Below are 15852 nucleotides of genomic sequence, written 5' to 3'. Positions count from 1 at the left end.
AAAAATGAAACTGTCGTATTTTTGAACTTATGGTTTTACCTTACGATGATACTTATTTTATGAAAAAGGCACTACAAGAGGCAGAGTACGCCCTTGAAGCTGGCGAAGTACCTGTAGGTGCGGTAATTGTTGTGCAAGATAGAATCATTGCCAGGGCACATAATCTTACGGAAAAATTAAACGATGTTACGGCGCATGCAGAAATGCAGGCAATTACTTCGGCCGCAAATTTTTTAGGTGGAAAATATTTAAAGGACTGTACGCTTTACGTAACCTTAGAGCCATGCCAAATGTGTGCTGGTGCTTTGTACTGGAGCCAGATTGGTAAAATCGTTTATGGCGCTAGAGATGAACAGCGTGGGTGCGGAGTTATGGGAACTACATTGCATCCTAAAACTAAAATATTTGGTGGTGTTTTAGAAGATGAAGCTGCAAGTTTATTGCTTCAGTTTTTTGCTAAGAAAAGAAAATAGGATTTAGTATAAATGAAAAACCACGCAATAGCGCGGTTATCTAGTTTTTCATGAAAGGAATTTATAGTACTTGTACTTGTCCGGCAACTGTGCCTTTTCTTCCTTCTTCCTCTTCGTAGCTCACTTTATCACCTTCTCTAATTTCTGTGCCGTGTAAAGCGGTGGCATGAACAAAAATATCTTTTCCAGTTTCTTCATTGGTTATAAATCCATAACCTTTAGATTCATTGTAAAATTTGACGGTACCAATCATTGTATTGAAATTTTAATATTAACATTCTAATTTAATATTTTTTCCTGTTGATTGGTAGGAAATTGAGGGTTTATTTTATCGGAGTATCTTGATTATCAGTGTTTCTAGGCTTTTTTCCTTGCATTTTTCTCACATTTTCATCTGTAAGCATATAATCGTTGAATTTTTTACCCTTGCTTTCTTTTATCAAAAAAAGTGGCATTGCCAATAAAAACAGTCCTAAAGTACCTGAACCAATAAATCTATGTGATAATGCTTCTTGGTCAGTATCTAGGCTAAATCCATAAATGATTAGTCCTGTGGAGATTAAAACTATAATGGTGATAATGTATTTCATGTTGTTTCTTTTTCTGAAAGATTTGAGGAATTTACTTTTTATTTGGTAAAACGTATCAATTCTCTTCTGTAAGCGGTCAATAATTTTGATTTAGATACAAAGCCCATGTATTTTCCATTTTTAACAACGGGTAAATTCCACGCGCCACTATCTTGAAATTTCTGCATTACTATCTGCATACTATCCAACCCGTAATAAATATGATCTGGGGCTTTATGAGTAAAGGTTTCCACCTTTGTGGTGTTGTACAATTTGGTGTCGAACATAAATTCTCTAATATCATCTAAAAGAATAATGCCCAAAAAACGCTGATTTTCATCAACTACAGGAAAAATGTTCCTGGTAGATTTTGCAACGGAATCATGTAACATTTCACCTAAAGTCATCTCTGGATGCACAATTTTAAAATTAGTTTCAATTACAGATTCTAGGTCCATTAGCGTAAGAACAGCTTGGTCTTTATCATGGGTCAATAAATCGCCACTTTCAGCTAACTCTCTAGTGTAAATAGTATAATCTACCGTGTTTTTAGTGATAAGGTATGATATGGATGCCGTAATCATCAGAGGAACAAATAGAGCATAACCACCAGTGATTTCCGCAATTAAGAAAATAGCGGTTAATGGGGCATGTTGTACTCCGGCAATAAGACCGGCCATACCAATTAACGTAAAATTACTCTCGGATACTGAAAACCCTAGTCCAGAATTATTGATAATCTTGGCAACTACATTACCTAAGGCACTACCCATTACCATGGTTGGGATAAAAATACCACCAGCACCACCTGCAGCCAGTGTAGTGGTCATTGCAACAGCCTTAAAAATGGTAATACCTATTAATAGAGCAATTACAATCCAGATATTGTTTGTGTAGGTATCAAAAGGAGTTTTGCCTAAAGCAGTAATGTGGTCACCTATAAGCAAGTAGTTTATAAAGGAAAACCCTTCACCATATAACGGCGGGATCATATATAACATAATGCCTATCGCTAAGCCACCAACTAAAAGACGGTATTTCGGACTCTTTAATGGTTTAAAGAGGTTTACGATTCTAAAGTACATTTTTGTAAAATAGATAGATGCTACCGCAGTACCAACCCCTAAAAGAATATAGAATAAGGTGTCTTTAATTTCAAAAGGTTCTGTGTTGGAAAAGTTTAATAAAACCTCATTTCCCATAAAAAAGTAGGAAGTAAGCACACCGCTTATGGAAGCTAGTAATAAGGGTAACATGGATATCATGGTAAGATCCATGCTAAATACTTCTACGGCGAAAATTATGGCCGCAATAGGCGATTGAAATATGGAGGATATAGCACCTGCCGATGCGCAAGCAATTAACAGGGAACGAGTTTTTGAATTGATATGAAACAGGCGTCCTAGGTTTGAACTTATAGCTGCGCCTGTTGCAACAGCAGGTCCTAATAACCCTACAGATCCACCAAAACCTACGGTTAACGGAGCAATAATTAGTTGGGTGTATACTTGCTTTACATCTATACGACCTTTGTTTTTAGATAAAGAGAACAGAATAGAAGATACGGCATGATTAAGTTTCTCTTTATGAATGTATTTTACATAAAGATATACCAAAGTAAGACCGATAATAGGGAGGATGAAATACAGTTGATTGCTAGAGAAAATAATTCCTTTTTCAAGGGATGCCTCAATGAAGTAGGTTATGTTTTTTAGGGTAACCGATGCCAAGCCTGCTAAAAGCCCCACAACAACGCTTAATATATATATAAAGGTCTTTTGTGAGATGTTCTTATATCTCCACTTATAAATACGCTTTAAAAGGTTGTTCGCTTGAATGGGCATGTTTTGGCCATAACATTAGTAAGGGTCAAAGGTATTTAATTACTGGTTATGATTTTTGATTTAAAATCTTCTAAATCTTCAAGATAAATTTGGCGTAGGGTTTCTACATAAGCTCTATTGTTATAATAGCCGTTGTTGAAATCTACAATGGCATCTTCAATCATATTAATAGCCATTTTTTTATTACCCTCATTTAATAATAACTGCGCCTTATAATATTTGGCATCTGCAGAGTTGGTAAAGTACTGAATAACTTTGTCAAAATTCTCATTTGCTTTCTTTGTATTGCCAGATTCAAAATAGGCTATCCCTCTGTAAAGAAAAGCTTCTAGCTCTACCCAATCTTCACCAGAGTCTTCTGTTTCTTTAGTAATGTGTTTGTCCCAATAAGCAATAGAGTTGTCGTAGTCTTTTGCACCTAAATAAGCGATACCTCGCCAAAAATCTACACTATGCCCTTGTGGATAATCTAAATGTGATGTCAATGAATCTGATGCGTTAAAATCTGCAATTGCTTTTTCAAAGTCTCTGTAGAAATTAAGATATAGATAGCCTCTCATTGGCTGCCAATTTTTTGGATCTATTTCGACAGATTTGTCAATGAGTGGTTTCCATTCTAAAGGCATCCCTCTCTTTAAATATGGTATTGAAATTTCACGCCAAGCTGCGGCATGTGTCGGGTCTAATTTTAAAATAGAGTCCAACATGGTCATTGATTTAGGTGTACCTTGAATAGGCTTCATGTGGTCATGTGTACCGAATTCTTGATCAAAAAGAATTTTAGCAAGGTCTTTATCCTGCTGAGTATTATTTTTTGAGGCTTTTTTACAAGAAATCAACAAAAATAAGCCCAGTATTATGCTAAGGAAGTATTTCTGAAATTTCACCATCTTCAATTTTGTAAATTAAGTACATATAGCTGTCTAACTGTTCACCTTTAATGCTTGATATATTCCAATTTTCTTTTCTAGAACTTAATTTTATAATTTGTTTAACTAGGTTTGGTGAAAATTTAGATGGTTTATAATCAATATCTAATTCATTGATTTCCATTCTTCCAACCTCTCCTTTACAATTGATTATAAATCTCAAGTTCAAAAAACCATTATCAGTGTTGTCTGTACTAATATAATGTTCTAAAATATATTTTTCAAATGAGGATTTACTACCGTTAAATATAGGGGTATACATAGCTGCATTTGCAAACCAGCCAATTATACGATCTTCATTACAAAGATTAAAGTCCTTATTAACTATTGATAGGTGTCCAATATTATTAGGGTATTTTTTTTCATTCACTTCATATTTCCAATCATATTGATAATAAAAATATCCAATAACACCACCAATGATTAAAACTATGCCCAATAAACTATACAATACAACTTTTACCCATTTTTTCACAAAGTGAATTTAACAAAAAATACCTTACTTAGTGTGGTAGTTGATTTGTAAGGTATCTAATTGAAGAGAAGAGCAAACAAAAAAATCCCGCACTAGGCGGGATTTTTAATTATCACTTTGTCAAGATGGTTTATTCTTGAATATCCAACTTCAAGTTCAATTCTTTCAATTGCTCATTATCAATTGGGGCAGGGGCATCAATCATGACATCTCTACCGCTATTATTTTTAGGGAAGGCAATGAAATCCCTAATTGTTTCTTGTCCTCCTAAAATAGATACAAGTCTATCCAAACCAAATGCTAGTCCGCCATGTGGTGGTGCACCGTATTGGAATGCATCCATTAAGAAACCGAATTGTGCTTTTGCTTCTTCAGGAGTAAAGCCTAAGTGCTTGAACATGGTTGCTTGCATGTCCTTATCATGTATACGAATAGATCCACCGCCTATTTCGTTTCCGTTCAATACCAAATCGTATGCATTTGCACGAACAGCACCTGGATCAGTATCCAGTAATTCTAACTGACCTGGTTTTGGTGATGTAAATGGGTGGTGCATGGCATGGTAATGACCAGTTTCTTCATCAAGCTCCAACAATGGGAAATCTACTACCCATAATGGCGCAAATTCGTTTGGTTTTCTTAATCCTAGTCTAGTAGCCATTTCCATACGTAAGGCACTTAATTGTGTTCTTGTTTTATTGGCATCACTAGAAAGTACACAAATAAGATCACCTGGTTTGGCGCCTGTTGCTTCTGCCCATTTTGCTAAATCATCTTGGTCGTAGAATTTATCAACGGTAGATTTAAAGCTTCCGTCTTCATTGCATTTTACGTAAACCATTCCATTAGCACCAATTTGTGGACGCTTAACCCAGTTTACTAAGGCATCTAACTCTTTTCTAGTATAAGAAGCAGCACCTGGTACGGCAATACCAACGACTAGTTCAGATGAATTGAAAACTCCAAATTCTTTATGCTGTGCAATAGCGTTTAATTCAGCGAACTCCATTCCAAAACGAATATCTGGCTTATCGTTACCGTATTTAGCCATAGCATCATCATACGTCATTCTCGGGAACGAATCTATCTCAACACCATTCACTTCTTTTAAAAGGTACTTGGTTAAGTTCTCGAAAACGTTAAGTATATCTTCTTGCTCAACAAAGGCCATTTCACAATCTATCTGCGTAAACTCTGGCTGTCTATCGGCACGTAAATCTTCATCTCTAAAGCACTTTACAATCTGAAAGTACTTATCCATACCACCCACCATTAGCAACTGCTTAAATGTTTGTGGCGATTGTGGTAAGGCATAAAACTGCCCTTCGTTCATACGGCTTGGTACCACGAAATCTCTAGCACCTTCTGGTGTAGATTTTATTAAATACGGAGTCTCTACTTCTATAAAGCCTTCGCCCGATAAAAATTTACGAACTTCCATGGTTACCTTACTTCTAAAAATAAGGTTGTTTTTTACAGGATTTCTACGGATGTCTAAATACCTGTATTTCATACGGAGGTCTTCGCCACCATCAGTTTCGTTCTCTATAGTGAACGGCGGAGTCTTAGATTCGTTTAAAATGATCAGTTCAGAAACCAAAACTTCAATATTACCCGTTGGGATGTTTGCGTTTTTGGAAGCTCTTTCAATAACCTCACCTTTAATTTGAATAACAAACTCTCTACCTAGATTTCTAGCTTGCTCTAAAAGTTCTGCATTGGTACGGTCTTCATCAAGAACTAGTTGTGTAATACCATAACGATCACGTATATCTACCCAAACAACAAAACCTTTGTCTCTTGTTTTGGAAACCCACCCAGAAAGGGTAACTGTTTCGCCAATATGTGATTCTCTTAATTCCCCGCAGGAATGGCTTCTATACATAACATGTGCTTTAATGAAAGGGCAAATTTAAGAAGTCTATTTCATTATAGGTCTATATGAAAGGCACGTTTTATAGGATGACCGGTTTACGACATAATCGACACGATTTTTATTTAAGTATCTAAAAAACAGTTTAATATAGCTTTAATGTAAAGTTAATGTTATGTAAAAGTTACCAAAACATTGATTAATTGCAAAATAATTGTATCTTTATCTCGTTAGAGTATTGTAAAATAATAATCCCAAAAAATATATATCATGAAAAAATTCTTAATTATAGCCGTTATGGCATTGTCTTTAGGAGCATATGCTCAAGTTGATCCTACTTTTGAAAAAGATGGAGAAAAAGTGAAAGCAACATATTTTCACGCAAATGGTGAAAAATCTCAAGAAGGATACTTTTTAAACGAAAAGTTAGAAGGAGAGTGGAAAATGTTCAATGAAAAAGGAGATAAAATTGCAATGGGTAACTATGAGAACGGTGTTAGAACCGGTAAGTGGTTATTCTGGGAAGGTGATGTACAAAGCGAAGTAAGTTTTGATAACAACAGAATTGCAAGTGTATCTAAAGCAAACACAAAAGATCCTGTTGTTAGTAATAAATAAACTAACTAAGTCAAATAAAAAGCCCGTATCATAATTGATACGGGCTTTTTTATGCAATTAACTTAAAGTGGATTATGCTACACTTTCAAGTTGTTCGTTTTGGTCATTGCTCTTGTTTCCAAAACTGCTGATCTTGACTTTTATACGATATACTATATTGAATAGTACAGGCACAATGATTAGAGTTAAGAAGGTAGCAACCAATAAACCGAAGATTACTGTCCATGCCAATGGTCCCCAGAAAATTACATTGTCACCACCAATATAGATATGTGGATTAAACTCTGAGAACAAGGCAAAGAAATCAATGTTAAGACCAATTGCCAACGGAATTAATCCTAATACTGTTGTTATAGCTGTCAATATTACGGGTCGTAATCTTGCCTTACCACCTACGATCATGGAATCTGTTGCATCATCCATGGTTAACAAATCACTGTCTTCTATACCCAGACGTACCTTTTTACGATCTATTAGAATTTGGGTATAATCTAGAAGTACCACACCGTTATTTACTACAATACCGGCTAATGATATAATACCCATCATGGTCATCATAATTACGAAAGACCATCCGGTAATCATCAATCCTCCAAATACACCTATAAAGCTTAGGAAAATGGCAATCATAATAATCAATGGTTTAGATATACCACCAAATTGGAAGATTAGAATAAGCATAATCAATCCTAATCCTGAGAAAAATGCACCTACTAAGAAGGCTTGTTGTTTCGCTTGCTCTTCTAATTGACCTGTATAATCAATTTTAACGGTAGCGGGAGTTCCATCAAAACTTCCCATCTCATTTTGGATTTCGGCAACAATTGCACCGGCATCAGTAAAGCCAGGTTTTAATCCTGAATATATAGTTACAACACGTTTACCGTCGCGGTGCTTAATAGCACTATAGCCAGATGTATTCTTTTCGGTTGCTACAGCAGAAATCGGAATCTCCTTAATCTGTCCGTTAGAAGGATCTCTAAAAATGATATTCTGGTTGAATAACGCGCTCTTGTTGTACCTTAAGTCTTCATTAAATCTGATGTTGATATCATAATCTTCACCATCCTCTTTGTAAACACCTGCTTTTTCACCAAAAATAGAACGTCTTAACTGGTTACCAACTTGACCAACGGCAACACCTAATTCTCCTGCTTTTTGGCGATCTACAATCACTTGCATGGCTGGTTTGCCCTTGTTTACATCTATTTTCAATTCTTCAATACCAGCAATGTTTTTAGTATTGATGAAGTTTTTAATGTCTTCGGCAGTATTGATCAGTTCGTCATAATCATTACCTTCAAGTTCAATGTTAATTGGGAAACCTGCTGGCGGTCCATTAGCATCTTTCTCTACTGATATGGCAACACCAGGATAAATGCCCTGTAATGCGGCTTGTACACGACCACGAATATCTTCGGTATTTAAACCATTACGAAATTTATACTCGCTAAAGTTTACGGTTACCTTACCCTTATGTGGCATTTCGGCAGATGAACCACCATCGGTAAGCGGATTACCGGCACCTTCACCTACTACAGATACAGCAGATGCCATCATAAAGTTTTCACCCTTTTCATTCTTGTATATATCATCATCCATGATTGCGTATACCTGATTCTCAACCTCTTTGGTAATCTCATTGGTTTTCTCAATAGATGTTCCCTCAGGGTATTCTACATACACATAGATTTCATTTGGTTTGTTATCTGGGAAGAATTCAATTTTAGTTCTACCGCTACCAACAGACATACCAAATAACATGAATACACCGATTAGCATTAAGAATGTAATACCAAAATACCAGTATACGTTGCTGCCTCTTAAGGCGTGTTTCAAGCGTCTTTCGTACCAGTTTTCAAAACGTGCCATTGTATTCTTCTGGAATTTAATAGCAGATCCCTTAATGATATATTTGTATGCCCAAAACATGATTGCAGTAAGGATCAATACAGAACCTAAGCCGCGCATTGCACCACCAAAAATTAAAATTAATGCTCCTAGACCAACTAGAATAGCACTCATTCTAATCAATTGCTTTAAGGTCAGTTCTTTTTCATCGGTACTCATGAATTTGGAAACCAACATAGAGTTCATGAATATGGCCACAAATAATGATGATCCCAATACAACGGATAGTGTAATAGGGAAGTAGATCATAAACTGCCCAAATATACCGGGCCAAAGACCTAATGGAACAAACGCTGCCACAGTTGTAGCTGTCGATATAATAATTGGGTAGGCAATTTCACCTATACCTTTTTTAGCTGCCTCTATTCTAGACATGCCTTCGTCCATTAATCGGTATACATTTTCAACAACTACAATACCATTGTCGACCAACATACCAAGTCCCATAATCATTCCGAAGAGAATCATAGTGTTCAGCGTATAACCTAGCCATGAAAGAATTACAAATGACATGAACATGGACATCGGTATTGCAAAACCAACGAATAATGCATTTCTAAAACCTAAGAAAAACATTAAAACGGTTACTACGAGTATAATACCAAAGATGATATTGTTTACCAAATCATCAACTTGGTTCAATGTACGCGTAGAAGAATCATTGGCAATAGAGATATTTAAATCTGGCGGAAAGTAATCGGCTTTTTCTTTCTTTACCAATGCTTTTATTTTATCAGCAGCAGAAATGGAGTTTCTACCCGCTCTCTTCTTAACATCGAGCATTACTACGTTATTCCCAAATTCACGAGCATAAGTAGTTTTGTCTTTTGCCTGAAAGTTAATCGTCGCAATATCTTTTAAGTATACGGCACCGTTCTCAGATTTAACCACAAAGTTGTTTAGTTCTTTAGGATCCTCTACTTCACCTAAAATACGAATGGTACGTCTTTGTCCAACAGTTTTCAAATTACCGGCAGACATGGTCATGTTACCATTGCTTATAGCGCTGATAACATCTTGAAAGCTAATTTTAGCAGCCATCATTTTGTAGATGTCAACACCAACTTCGACCTCTAAATCTTGTGCACCACGAATGTCTGCTTGTTTAATTTCTTGTAGATCTTCTACTTCATCTTGTAGGTATTCTGCAAATTCCTTTAATTTCTCTACAGGATAATCACCTGTAAAGTTGATATTCATAATGGGCACTTCTTCAGAGAAGTTAAGGTCGAATACATTTGGTTCTACTTTGGCACCGTTAAAAGTAGGCCAGTCTTCACTCGCTTTTTCACTGTCTACCTCATCTTTTACCTTTTGCTTAGCTTGCTCAACGGTAATGTCCTCATCAAATTCTATGGTTAAAATGGCATAATCTTCTTGAGAAGTTGAGGTAATCTCAACCACATTACTAATGTTCTTTAACCTGTCTTCTAAAGGATCAGTAATCAGTTTTTCAATATCTTCAGCGGTGTTACCAGGGTATGGTGTACTAATGTAGATCTTGGTTTCTATAATTTCTGGAAAATCTTCTCTAGGCATGGCCATATAGGCACTAAATCCCAACCAAAGAAAAATGGCTATCATGACATAAATAACCGAAGGGTTATCAATGGCCCAAGACGATATACCGAATTCCTTATCGGCGTTCTTTTGTACTTTGCTCATCGATATCTATTTTTTGATTTTTACTTTTTGACCATCCTTAACGCTTCTTGCACCTTCTTTTATAATTTGGTTACCATCGGCTAAACCAGATAATACTTCAATATTGGCACCTTGGGTTTTACCAGTTGTGATAACGCTTCTTTTTACTAGCGCTTCTCCATCAGTATTAGTCTCTTCCGCTACGAATACATACTGCTCGCCGTCTGCATTTTCTGAAATTATACTGGTTGGTATTAAAATAGCTTCTTCACTGGTGTAGTCGTTTATAGCAACCTTTGCAGTTAAATTAGGTTTTATTCTACCGTCTTTGTTAGGTACGGGAATTTCAGCTTCAAAAGAACGGTTAGAAGGATTGATGAAATTACCTGTCTCTCTGATTTTGGTAACGATGCTATCACCTAAAACAGAAAAATATACTAAGGCTTCTTTACCTTTTGCAACGCTACCTAAATATGATTCTGGTACTTCTACTTCAATGTACATATCAGATAGATTCACAATACGAAAAACCTCTGAACCTGGACCTGGAGCAACTACTGTTCCTTGATCTTTAATAACATTGTCTATAATTCCCGAAAAGGGCGCTCTGACAGTAGATTTTCCTAGTTGACTTTGAGTTTGGGAAACCATGTTTTCGGCTGCTTCATAATTTGTTTTAGCCTGTAAATATTGAATTTCTGATCCAATATTCTGATTCCATAAACGCTCTTGGCGTTCGAATGTCGTTTTAGCCAATGCTGCTTGCGTTTTTAGTTGACTTAATTGACTTGACATACCGCCATCATCTATAGTTGCAAGTATTTGCCCTCTGGATACACGGTCGCCTGCTTTTACATATACTTTTTGTAGAGTACCCGACATTTCAGGATAAATTAAAACGTTTTGTTTGGTACTTACAGCTCCTTGTAATTCTAAATAGTGATTAAATATCTCTTTTTTAGCTGTTAATGTATTCACCAAAGGAAGTTTCTCTTCGTTACCTAAAATTGCAATTGCAGAGTCTAAAGATTTTAGCTGTACATCTATTAATTTTTGTTGTGAGGTTATTTCGCTTTTTTTAGCTCTTATCGCCTCAAGGTTTTGCTTCTCGATGATTTCAGCTACTGATGGCTCCCCACCACCACAAGAGAAAAGGGCAATAGTCGCGGTTAGTAAAAATAATATTTTCTTCATGATTGTTTTTTTAATGATTGATTATTTAAGCTTTTGTATTTAGTATAATTTCTAATTCGGTTTTTTTATTGATGACCTCTACCATAGATTGCAAGTACTCTTGTTGCGTGGTATAAAGTTGTGTTTGAGCTTGTCTAAGTTCAAAACTAGTTGCAAGACCTTCTTTATACTTGATCTGATTTTTATTTTCTATACGTTCAGATAACATTAGATTTTGTTTGGCAGTTTCGTAATTAGCAATGGCAAGAGTATAATTATTTTTGGCATTTTCTAATTGTAGTCTAATTTGCTGCTCGGCTTCAGTTAACTGTGTTTTTGCTTTTTCTAAAGCAATTTTAGCACGTTGCGTACTGGCACTTCTTTTTAAAGAGCTAAAGATTGGAATATTAAGATCGAAACCTAAAATTGAAGAGTCGTACCATTCTTGTTCACCACTAAAAAAATCAAAGCTATCAGAGTATGCCGAACTACCATAATTTACAAAAGCATTTAAAGTCGGTAATGCACGGCTTCTTGCCAATTTCCATTCGAAGAAACGTTGTTCGTTCAAATTTTCTGCTAGTTTATAATCAACATTATCATTGATATTGAAATCGGTACCTATAATACTTATATCCATTTTAGAAACTGTTAGGTCTTCCAGTTTTTCTTGTAATGTCGTAGGCGTATTTAAATCCAACCCTAAACTCACATTTAACATTTGTAAGGTAATTTCCTTTAATCTAATGGCATTCTGTAATTGATTTTCTATAGATGAAAGTGTAATTTGAAGTTGGTCGACACTTTCTTCATCTCCTAATCCGTTTTCATAAAGTTTGGTTGTTTCGTAAAGGTTTTTTTCTAACGTCGATTTATTCTTCTTTAAAATATTTACACTTTCTTCAGCTAAAAGTACATTGCCATAAGCTTCTACTACTTGTTTTCTTACATCTAGCTCTGTCTTTTCTTTATTGTTTTTGCTGTAACTTAAAAATGCTTTTGTCGCCTGTACCCCAACGATATAAGAACCGTCAAAAATCTGTTGCGTTAAAGTTGCGGTAGCAGTAGCTGATTGTGGCTGTGAAAAAATTATAGGTATAAAATCTCCTGCTTCACCGCCTAAGAATTCTGCCGGTAACAACGAAACAGGTTGTTTCAATTGGTTTTGATAACCTATAGAACCATTTATCTGTGGCAAACCACCTGCTATTGTTTCCCATTTTTGTTTTTGAGCGTCTATAATATCTCTATCTGCATTAATTGCTGAATAATTGTTTTCTAAAGCATATTGAATTGCTTCGTCAAGGGTAAAACTATACGTCTGCTCTTGTGAATACCCTAAGGTTATACTTAGAATAGTGATTAAAACTAATAATTGATTTCGCATTTATTCTTGATTTGAATTGATGATGTTATTTAGTATTGTTTTTCCTTTAGGTGTTACAATACCACGTAAATGATATTCTAAAAATGAATCCATTAAATTTTTTACAGGAAATTGTTCTAATGGAAAAATGGTTAGGTCTTTAATGCTATTCATACCTGTAAAATATATTCTAGCTATAAATTCAGGTTCTACATTGTCTCTAAACAGACCTTGTTGCAAACCACGTTCTACATTTAATAAAACACATTTATGCATTTTATTGAATTGCATCATTTTTAAGGACTTATGAATTTTAGGATAGTACTTCATTAATTGAAATTGAGGTGAGCTTTTCTCATCCTTTAAATGAGACATTACATATTTCTTAATTTCGTATAATTCTTCAATAGCGTTTTTTTCCATTGCTATAATTAAGTCAATACCGTCGCTTAAAATGCAGAATTTGTTCATGACACAGTCTTCTACTAGGGAAGTTTTATTGCTATATTCACTATAAATGGTTTTTTTAGACATGCCGATTTCATTGGCAATATCATCCATAGTAATACTTTTAAAACCACGTTCTAAGAAAAGCTGTGTAGCTGTATCCCTAATTTTTTCTTTCATAACGGCTGCAAATATACATCAGGAAACTTTAGAAACTAATAAAGTTTCCAAAGTTTTACATTTTTTTAATGCCAACTATAAGTCGTGTGCAGTTATGACTAGTTCAAAGATTATTTTGTTTGCAAAATTTTTTAAAAAGAAACGTTTATAAAATACAACGTATTTTTGAAGAAAATTGCCACTAATGCATACTATTGAAGAATATAGAGATGAGTTTATTGCTTATTTGAACTCAAAAAAAATTACCAAAGAACCTAGAAATCTATATGAGCCTATAACCTATATTCTTGGATTGGGCGGAAAGCGCTTAAGACCAGTTTTGGTATTAATGACTACCGAGATTTTTAAGGTCGATTTTACTAAGGCTTTAGATGCGGCTCTGGCGATAGAGGTTTTCCATAACTTTTCTTTGGTTCATGATGATATTATGGATGATGCTCCCGTACGTAGAGGGAAAACCACTGTACATGAAAAATGGGATGTGAATACAGGTATTCTTTCTGGTGATGCTATGTTGATAATGGCATATCAATTATTCGAAAATTATGAACCAAATGTATTTAGAGATTTAGCCAAGTTATTTAGTAAAACGGCATTAGAGGTTTGTGAAGGGCAGCAATATGATGTTGATTTTGAGATAAGAGACGATGTAATGTTGCCTGAGTATCTGAAAATGATCGAGTATAAAACAGCGGTACTTGTAGCCGCAGCTCTTAAAATGGGTGCAATAGTTGCCGGTGCACCTGATATTGCTCAAGAACAGATGTATAAATTTGGCTTGAATCTTGGTATTGCTTTTCAACTACAGGATGATTATTTAGATGTTTTTGGTAATCCAGAAACGTTTGGAAAACAAGTTGGTGGTGATATTATTGAAAATAAAAAAACATACTTGTATCTAAAAGCTTTGAATTCTGGGTCTGACGTAATGTCAAAAGAACTAGAGCATCTATATTCTATACAGCCAAAAGAGTCAGACGCTAAGATTAAGGCGGTTCGTACCATTTTTGAAAAAACCGGTGCCGATAGTGCTACCAAAGTTGCTATTGCAGACTATACATCAAAAGCGTTTGAAGTGCTTGACGAAATGGATATAGAACAAAAAAACAAAGACCTTCTAAGAGAGTTTGGTGAGAATTTGATGAATAGAACTGTTTAAAACAATCTACGGAACAATGCTTTTATAAATGGCATTTTTGGACAAGAATTTATATAAACAATATCTTCTTTTAAACTTGTTTCTTCATCTAAAAATTTAAACACTTTTTGGGGTCTTAATGTGTTGAATATTGATTCAAATATACTATGTCCGTTAGCATTGTCATGTTGTAATACATCTAGAAATAGCATGTCGTAAAACCAGAATTTATCTTTTAGTTTCATTTTTAGAAGTGGATCTCCTTTTTTAATATGCTCAATTAGTTTAGGTATTTTCTTTGTGGTACTCATTAACGTATAGCCTGTGCTAGGTTTTGCCCATCCGCCTGCGGTACCTATATATCTAATTCTATCTGTATGGCGTTCTCTAAAGTCATAAGCTGTCATTGGTATGCTACCCGCTTCCTTTTCAGTAATCTCATAAGTTTTGCATTGAAAACGGTCTGCTATATATTCTTTTATAGCAGCTTCATATTCAGCTTTAGGTAATAATTGCTCTGAAAACAACGTGTATTCTATTAACGCGGTGTCATTTGAATAGGGCAATACATACATAAAACGGGTATTTCCTTTTTGAGGGATGGAAAAATCCATGTAGGTAACTTCATTGGCATTGAAAATGGGCTTTTCAGTTTTAATCACCCAGCCTACAAAATGTTGCTGCAATACTGGATATTTTTTTTGCTCGGTTGCCATTTTATAGTTAAAAAGACTATTGAATATGTACTTGCCAGAATAGGAGTTATTTGTAGTTTTTACGGTAACCTCAGTGGCTAACTCATTTATGTCTAACATAGCTTCTTGAACAAAAGTAATGTTCGATGATTCTTTTATTCTACCTAAATAGTGATTGTAAAAATCAATACTCCTGATCATTTTATAGGAGTACGGATTAATTTCTGTTCTTTTAAGAACATCTTCTCCTTGAAAGTGGATAGAATTCCATCTTTTATGGATAATAGTTTCAAATTGACCATCGCCTTTTTCCCAAAAACACCATGTACGATCATTGGTATCTTTAAGGTCTTTATCTAAAAGGAGTATTTTTTTATGTTCAAAAAATGAATCATTGAGCATTGCATCGGCTAATAACAAACCAGATGCACCTGCGCCAATAATAATATAGTCGTATTCGTTCATTAACTTTTAAAACTTCCTAAGACATTAATTGCCTGGTAATCTCAAAAATACG

14 protein-coding genes are annotated in these 15852 nt (G+C 35.0%); 3 read left to right on the top strand and 11 right to left on the bottom strand.

Going from position 1 to position 15852, the window contains the following annotated elements; all coding sequences use genetic code 11:
* Positions 1-29 precede the first annotated feature (29 nt).
* The gene (locus ACJJVP_RS04650; RefSeq protein ID WP_405411180.1) at positions 30-473 is read left to right on the top strand and encodes a nucleoside deaminase; all 444 of its coding nucleotides are present in this window, start codon (positions 30-32) and stop codon (positions 471-473) included.
* Positions 474-534: 61 nt separating this feature from the next.
* Here ACJJVP_RS04650 and ACJJVP_RS04645 read toward each other — a convergent pair whose 3' ends face one another.
* The 6 genes from ACJJVP_RS04645 to aspS all read right to left on the bottom strand — a co-directional run bounded on the left by ACJJVP_RS04645 (position 535) and on the right by aspS (position 6175).
* Positions 535-726 (bottom strand): cold-shock protein, encoded by a 192-nt coding sequence (locus ACJJVP_RS04645; protein WP_027065298.1) that lies wholly within the window; start codon positions 724-726, stop codon positions 535-537.
* Between the two features lie 70 nt (positions 727-796).
* On the bottom strand, positions 797-1063 hold the full coding sequence (locus tag ACJJVP_RS04640) for a hypothetical protein (protein WP_405411177.1): 267 nt from the start codon (positions 1061-1063) through the stop codon (positions 797-799).
* A 38-nt stretch (positions 1064-1101) separates the two neighbouring features.
* Positions 1102-2886, bottom strand: a complete 1785-nt coding sequence (locus ACJJVP_RS04635; RefSeq protein WP_405411174.1) for a chloride channel protein — start codon at positions 2884-2886, stop codon at positions 1102-1104.
* Positions 2887-2921: 35 nt separating this feature from the next.
* On the bottom strand, positions 2922-3776 hold the full coding sequence (locus tag ACJJVP_RS04630) for a tetratricopeptide repeat protein (protein WP_405411171.1): 855 nt from the start codon (positions 3774-3776) through the stop codon (positions 2922-2924).
* A complete protein-coding gene (locus tag ACJJVP_RS04625; RefSeq protein ID WP_405411169.1) occupies positions 3748-4290 on the bottom strand; it encodes a hypothetical protein in 543 nt (180 codons plus the stop codon). Before ACJJVP_RS04625 ends, ACJJVP_RS04630 begins: the two co-directional genes overlap by 29 nt.
* A gap of 130 nt (positions 4291-4420) precedes the next feature.
* Positions 4421-6175: an aspartate--tRNA ligase gene (gene aspS / locus ACJJVP_RS04620; RefSeq protein ID WP_405411167.1), complete on the bottom strand. Its 1755-nt coding sequence runs from the start codon at positions 6173-6175 to the stop codon at positions 4421-4423.
* Positions 6176-6433: 258 nt separating this feature from the next.
* On the opposite strand from aspS, the gene ACJJVP_RS04615 reads away from it, so the two are divergent.
* Positions 6434-6781, top strand: a complete 348-nt coding sequence (locus ACJJVP_RS04615) for a toxin-antitoxin system YwqK family antitoxin (protein WP_405411165.1) — start codon at positions 6434-6436, stop codon at positions 6779-6781.
* A gap of 72 nt (positions 6782-6853) precedes the next feature.
* Here ACJJVP_RS04615 and ACJJVP_RS04610 read toward each other — a convergent pair whose 3' ends face one another.
* From ACJJVP_RS04610 to ACJJVP_RS04595, 4 genes are read right to left on the bottom strand one after another with little or no spacing between them, the layout of a single operon-like run.
* Positions 6854-10357: an efflux RND transporter permease subunit gene (locus tag ACJJVP_RS04610; RefSeq protein ID WP_405411164.1), complete on the bottom strand. Its 3504-nt coding sequence runs from the start codon at positions 10355-10357 to the stop codon at positions 6854-6856.
* A gap of 6 nt (positions 10358-10363) precedes the next feature.
* Positions 10364-11530: an efflux RND transporter periplasmic adaptor subunit gene (locus tag ACJJVP_RS04605; RefSeq protein ID WP_405411162.1), complete on the bottom strand. Its 1167-nt coding sequence runs from the start codon at positions 11528-11530 to the stop codon at positions 10364-10366.
* A gap of 25 nt (positions 11531-11555) precedes the next feature.
* Positions 11556-12896, bottom strand: coding sequence for a TolC family protein (locus ACJJVP_RS04600; protein WP_405411159.1), 1341 nt, complete (start codon positions 12894-12896; stop codon positions 11556-11558).
* On the bottom strand, positions 12897-13502 hold the full coding sequence (locus ACJJVP_RS04595; protein ID WP_405411156.1) for a TetR/AcrR family transcriptional regulator: 606 nt from the start codon (positions 13500-13502) through the stop codon (positions 12897-12899).
* 184 nt (positions 13503-13686) lie between these two features.
* Between ACJJVP_RS04595 and ACJJVP_RS04590 the strand changes: the two genes are divergently transcribed.
* Positions 13687-14661, top strand: a complete 975-nt coding sequence (locus tag ACJJVP_RS04590; protein WP_405411154.1) for a polyprenyl synthetase family protein — start codon at positions 13687-13689, stop codon at positions 14659-14661.
* Here ACJJVP_RS04590 and ACJJVP_RS04585 read toward each other — a convergent pair.
* Positions 14658-15800 (bottom strand): lycopene cyclase family protein, encoded by a 1143-nt coding sequence (locus ACJJVP_RS04585; protein ID WP_405411151.1) that lies wholly within the window; start codon positions 15798-15800, stop codon positions 14658-14660. The genes ACJJVP_RS04590 and ACJJVP_RS04585 overlap by 4 nt on opposite strands.
* Between the last annotated feature and the right edge of the window lie 52 nt (positions 15801-15852).

Source organism: Maribacter sp. Asnod1-A12 (assembly GCF_045063735.1).
GTDB lineage: Bacteria > Bacteroidota > Bacteroidia > Flavobacteriales > Flavobacteriaceae > Maribacter.
Note: the sequence above shows the minus strand (reverse complement) of the source record. Positions and strands in the feature narration are given on the sequence as shown.

What these genes read in the sequence shown, in the direction of transcription:
- ACJJVP_RS04650 (WP_405411180.1), top strand. Translation starts at nt 30, where the DNA reads ATGGTTTTACCTTACGATGATACTTATTTTATGAAAAAGGCACTACAA.
- ACJJVP_RS04645 (WP_027065298.1), bottom strand. Translation starts at nt 726, where the DNA reads ATGATTGGTACCGTCAAATTTTACAATGAATCTAAAGGTTATGGATTT.
- ACJJVP_RS04640 (WP_405411177.1), bottom strand. Translation starts at nt 1,063, where the DNA reads ATGAAATACATTATCACCATTATAGTTTTAATCTCCACAGGACTAATC.
- ACJJVP_RS04635 (WP_405411174.1), bottom strand. Translation starts at nt 2,886, where the DNA reads ATGCCCATTCAAGCGAACAACCTTTTAAAGCGTATTTATAAGTGGAGA.
- ACJJVP_RS04630 (WP_405411171.1), bottom strand. Translation starts at nt 3,776, where the DNA reads ATGGTGAAATTTCAGAAATACTTCCTTAGCATAATACTGGGCTTATTT.
- aspS (WP_405411167.1), bottom strand. Translation starts at nt 6,175, where the DNA reads ATGTATAGAAGCCATTCCTGCGGGGAATTAAGAGAATCACATATTGGC.
- ACJJVP_RS04615 (WP_405411165.1), top strand. Translation starts at nt 6,434, where the DNA reads ATGAAAAAATTCTTAATTATAGCCGTTATGGCATTGTCTTTAGGAGCA.
- ACJJVP_RS04610 (WP_405411164.1), bottom strand. Translation starts at nt 10,357, where the DNA reads ATGAGCAAAGTACAAAAGAACGCCGATAAGGAATTCGGTATATCGTCT.
- ACJJVP_RS04605 (WP_405411162.1), bottom strand. Translation starts at nt 11,530, where the DNA reads ATGAAGAAAATATTATTTTTACTAACCGCGACTATTGCCCTTTTCTCT.
- ACJJVP_RS04600 (WP_405411159.1), bottom strand. Translation starts at nt 12,896, where the DNA reads ATGCGAAATCAATTATTAGTTTTAATCACTATTCTAAGTATAACCTTA.
- ACJJVP_RS04595 (WP_405411156.1), bottom strand. Translation starts at nt 13,502, where the DNA reads ATGAAAGAAAAAATTAGGGATACAGCTACACAGCTTTTCTTAGAACGT.
- ACJJVP_RS04590 (WP_405411154.1), top strand. Translation starts at nt 13,687, where the DNA reads ATGCATACTATTGAAGAATATAGAGATGAGTTTATTGCTTATTTGAAC.
- ACJJVP_RS04585 (WP_405411151.1), bottom strand. Translation starts at nt 15,800, where the DNA reads ATGAACGAATACGACTATATTATTATTGGCGCAGGTGCATCTGGTTTG.